Origin of the sequence: Microbacterium sp. 13-71-7, from assembly GCF_002257455.1 — a bacterium.
Lineage (GTDB): Bacteria > Actinomycetota > Actinomycetes > Actinomycetales > Microbacteriaceae > Microbacterium.
Window position 1 is genome coordinate 1 of record NZ_NCKN01000322.1, and the last position, 3,443, is coordinate 3,443.

Sequence of the window (3,443 nt, forward strand, 5' to 3'; positions counted from 1 at the left end):
GGTCCACGCCTAAGCGTCGCGGACCATACGCACCCCCATTTCACCGCAACATCCCGCGGCTACATCAACATCCCATCCACACGTTTTGGCCTATAACCCGCGAACGACGGTGATCGTGGACTATCAGAACGTGCATCTGACGGCGCACGATGTCTTCAACCCAGACGCGGGGCGTCCGAGTTCTCGCATACCGGGGCCTACATCACGTCGACCACGACTGGGAGCAGAATCGGCGATGCCTGGACCAGGCAACCCGATGGCGAGCAGACGGCGTGCGCATCGAGCTTCGGGACCTCAAGTATCGATATGAGTATGGTGCCGATGGCCGGCCGGTGCTCGACATCAACGGCAAGAAGATCCCGCGTGGGCGCCCCGAAGAGAAAGGCTTTGATGTGCTGTGCGCGCTTGCGTGAGGCAGCACGCAGTGACGCCGATCTGGTCATCCTTGCCTCGCGCGACACTGATCTGGTTCCCGCTCTCGATGAGGTCTACGACATCCGAGGTCAGGACAGTCAGCGTTACGCACGTATTGAGGCCGTTGCCTGGTTCAACAAGCGTTGGCGTGAAGAGGGAACTCGAACCTTCGGCAACATCCGTCCGACGGCGCCGAGACGAATCTGGAACACAAATCTTGACCGCTCATGTTTCGAAGCATCGCTGGATCGAAACGACTACAGGTAGTGCCGCAGTCCGTGCAAGGCGAGACCCTCCTCGCCTCTGCGTAGCGCCGCTGAGGCGCTTGTTCGCGGAAACATACATGACCAAGGCAGTTGCAAGAGCCGAAGGTCCGCAACTGCCACTTGCGCGGCCGCGCTGTTCCGGCGTACGCCCCGCCATCTAGCGACGAGACAGCGTCCGACGACGTGTCTCCGGGCGTTGCACATCACTGATACCGATCGGCAAGTGTCGGACTCCCGCCGTCGGCCCCCTCAAGATCCGCGAACGGGTATCGGGCGTCCAACACGTCGGCGGTGATGCCCGGGACGTCGAGGTTTGGCTTGATGTAGTGCGCGAAGGTCGTCTCTGCACGTGCGTGGCCGAGTAGAAGGCGAGCCAGCTCGATCTCGGTGCTGGCGAACACGGTGGTCGCGGCGGTCTTCCTGAATGCGCGAGTCGAGAACGTAGCGAGGTCGATCCCAAGCGCTTCGAGTTGCTCGGCGTTCTGCTCGCGAAACCCGCGCATGAGCCGCCCGATGTTGTGCGTTGACCGGGGCGTGCCTCGCCGTGTTGGGAAGAGAAGATCCTCCGTGTTCTCTTGGTACTCGACGACACGACGACGAAGGACTCTCGCGGCGAAGCGAGGGGCAACGATACTTCGGATCTGCCGCTCGCGCTTCGGTACCGACTGCCGGATGATGCCGTACTTCTTGGTCTCACTGATCGTGCCCTGCACTTTGACTCGCGTGAGGTCGCCGTCCACGACGACGTCTTGCTTGCGGAGCGCCAGCACTTCGCCGATTCGCATCGATGTGCCCAACATGACGAGACACACGTCGATGAGTAGTTCCACGTTGGGTCGCCCGCCTCCCTGTCTGCCTGGGTTCGCACCACGCCAGGCACGCATGAGCTCGAAGACTCCGACGAGTTGCTCGAACTCGAGGTCGACGAACGTGGTCGCGGGGGTTGGTATCCGATCGGCATCGGCGAGAGGGTTCGTCGACATTGCCTCGTGACGGCGGGCGAATCGAAGCAGGAGCCCAAGCACGGCGCGAGCGTTCAGGGCATACCCGTTTGCGTGATCTCGTCGCAACATCTTGAGGAAGCGGTCGCAGACGCCGGCGGTGATCTTGATCATCGGGAAGGCTCCCAGATGCGGAAGGATCGCCAGCCGAAGGATGCTCTCATAGCCCTCCTTCGTGGACTGTTTGCGATCGCTCGGCTCGAGCTCTTCGGTGAGCCAATACCCAGCGAGTTCACGGAGCGTGATCGTCGGCTCGAAAGCCAGGATCAAGCTGCCCCACGCGACCGAAGCCTTGCGATGCAGAGCAGTGTCGGCTTCGGCGGCAGTCCGCCCGACAGCGGAGATGTGGAGTGGGTCACCCGCGCCGTTCCGGATCAGGCAGCGCGCTCGGATTCTGCCGGATTCGAGGATTGTGTACGAGACACTCCCGAGTTCTCCGGGTTCAAGCCTGGGGCGACCCATTAGGCACTCACCCTGGAGAAGCGAAGCCGCGCGCAGGTTCCTGACCTTGGAGCGGACGAAAACTTGGACGTCATACTCACATGAGTGCGGCTCAACCCCCGAAATGCACGGGACCCCACCGGCTAGCTCGGCCAGCTACGAGGAACGCAACACATAGATGTCAGATGCTAGCGATCACTAGCACCGCCGGATCACCACATTGCGGGAACCAACACCTACACCGGCAACGGGTGCGAACGTTCGTCCCTCTACGACCGCGCATGTGATGCGCATGGATACCGTCAACGCACCGACGTTTCTCACACCGAAGCAGATCTCGGACAGTCTTCAGATCTCGATTCGGACGCTCGAGGACTGGCGCACAAGGGGCTATGGCCCACCGTTCCTGACCGTGGGCAGGCACGTCCGATACCCGCTCAACGAGTTCGAGGCCTGGGTTGCAGCAGGCATGAAAGGTGGCGACGAGAGCGACGGAGTATGCGGGAGCGCGCACACGCCAAGCTGATCCGCGAGTGAGAGCTAGGGAGTGCCCAGAGTCACCAAGCCGCTCCAAGGCGTCTGATCTCGACGACCTCCGTCGATCGAAGGCTACGTCATTACCTGAGCCGAAAGACTGCGGCGGATTCGACACGCCAACTGCAAGGCGAAGCGAAGATCAGGGTCGCCCAAGTCGTACGACGAGAGTTCGCGGATTCTGCGGAGCCGGTATCCCACCGCATTCGGGTGAAGATGCAGACGCTGGGCGGCCTCCCGCAGCGAACCCTGTGTGTCTAGGTACGCAGCGAGGGTGTCGATCATGATACGAGCTTTCTCCGCTCCGAGAGCATCGAACGGCGCCAGCAGCTCCGCAATCGCGCTCCGACCGGTCACCGAGCCGGCAATCTCCGCAAGGATGCGGGAGAGCCCGGAAGAGTCCACGGTAGCGATTGCCCAGTTCTTCCCATGCGCAGCCAGATCTGCGGCTGCGATTCGCGCCTCGGTCGCCGACACTCGCAACCCGGACAATCCTTGCTGCGCGGAACCGACGCCGACGAACACAGGCTCCGCCAGATCTTCGCGCACCCGCTCAACGACGACGCTGATATCGACGGCGACGCTCATCGTCGTCGGCAGATCCGGTTGAGTGCCGCTCCTCACCAGGAGGACATCATCACCGATCACCGTGACGCTCCACCGCTTCGCATCTGGGAGATTGGCGGCGATGAGAAAGCGCAGACGGTCTCTGCGGGTCCGCACCTGGACCAGTTCCGACGCATCGAGTGCGGGCTTTGCGACTTGCGAGAAGACAACACCGACATGG

At 62.1% G+C, this 3,443-nt stretch carries 4 protein-coding genes; 2 read left to right on the forward strand and 2 right to left on the reverse strand.

Annotated features, from left to right (window positions below):
* Nucleotides 1–272: 272 nt before the first annotated feature.
* The gene (locus tag B7X32_RS19540) at nucleotides 273–413 is read left to right on the forward strand and encodes a hypothetical protein (protein WP_292723561.1); all 141 of its coding nucleotides are present in this window, start codon (nucleotides 273–275) and stop codon (nucleotides 411–413) included.
* A gap of 470 nt (nucleotides 414–883) precedes the next feature.
* Here the strand turns inward: B7X32_RS19540 and B7X32_RS19545 are convergent, their stop codons facing one another.
* Nucleotides 884–2,143: a site-specific integrase gene (locus B7X32_RS19545; RefSeq protein WP_292723564.1), complete on the reverse strand. Its 1,260-nt coding sequence runs from the start codon at nucleotides 2,141–2,143 to the stop codon at nucleotides 884–886.
* Nucleotides 2,144–2,414: 271 nt separating this feature from the next.
* Here B7X32_RS19545 and B7X32_RS21105 point away from each other — a divergent pair, with 271 nt between their 5' ends.
* Nucleotides 2,415–2,648: a helix-turn-helix domain-containing protein gene (locus tag B7X32_RS21105; protein ID WP_366247012.1), complete on the forward strand. Its 234-nt coding sequence runs from the start codon at nucleotides 2,415–2,417 to the stop codon at nucleotides 2,646–2,648.
* A gap of 83 nt (nucleotides 2,649–2,731) precedes the next feature.
* Here B7X32_RS21105 and B7X32_RS19550 read toward each other — a convergent pair.
* Nucleotides 2,732–3,443, reverse strand: a 712-nt coding sequence (locus B7X32_RS19550) for a helix-turn-helix domain-containing protein (protein ID WP_292723568.1), incomplete at its 5' end; no start/stop codon positions are given.

What these genes read in the sequence shown, in the direction of transcription:
- B7X32_RS21105 (WP_366247012.1), top strand. Translation starts at nt 2,415, where the DNA reads ATGGATACCGTCAACGCACCGACGTTTCTCACACCGAAGCAGATCTCG.
- B7X32_RS19545 (WP_292723564.1), bottom strand. Translation starts at nt 2,143, where the DNA reads ATGGGTCGCCCCAGGCTTGAACCCGGAGAACTCGGGAGTGTCTCGTAC.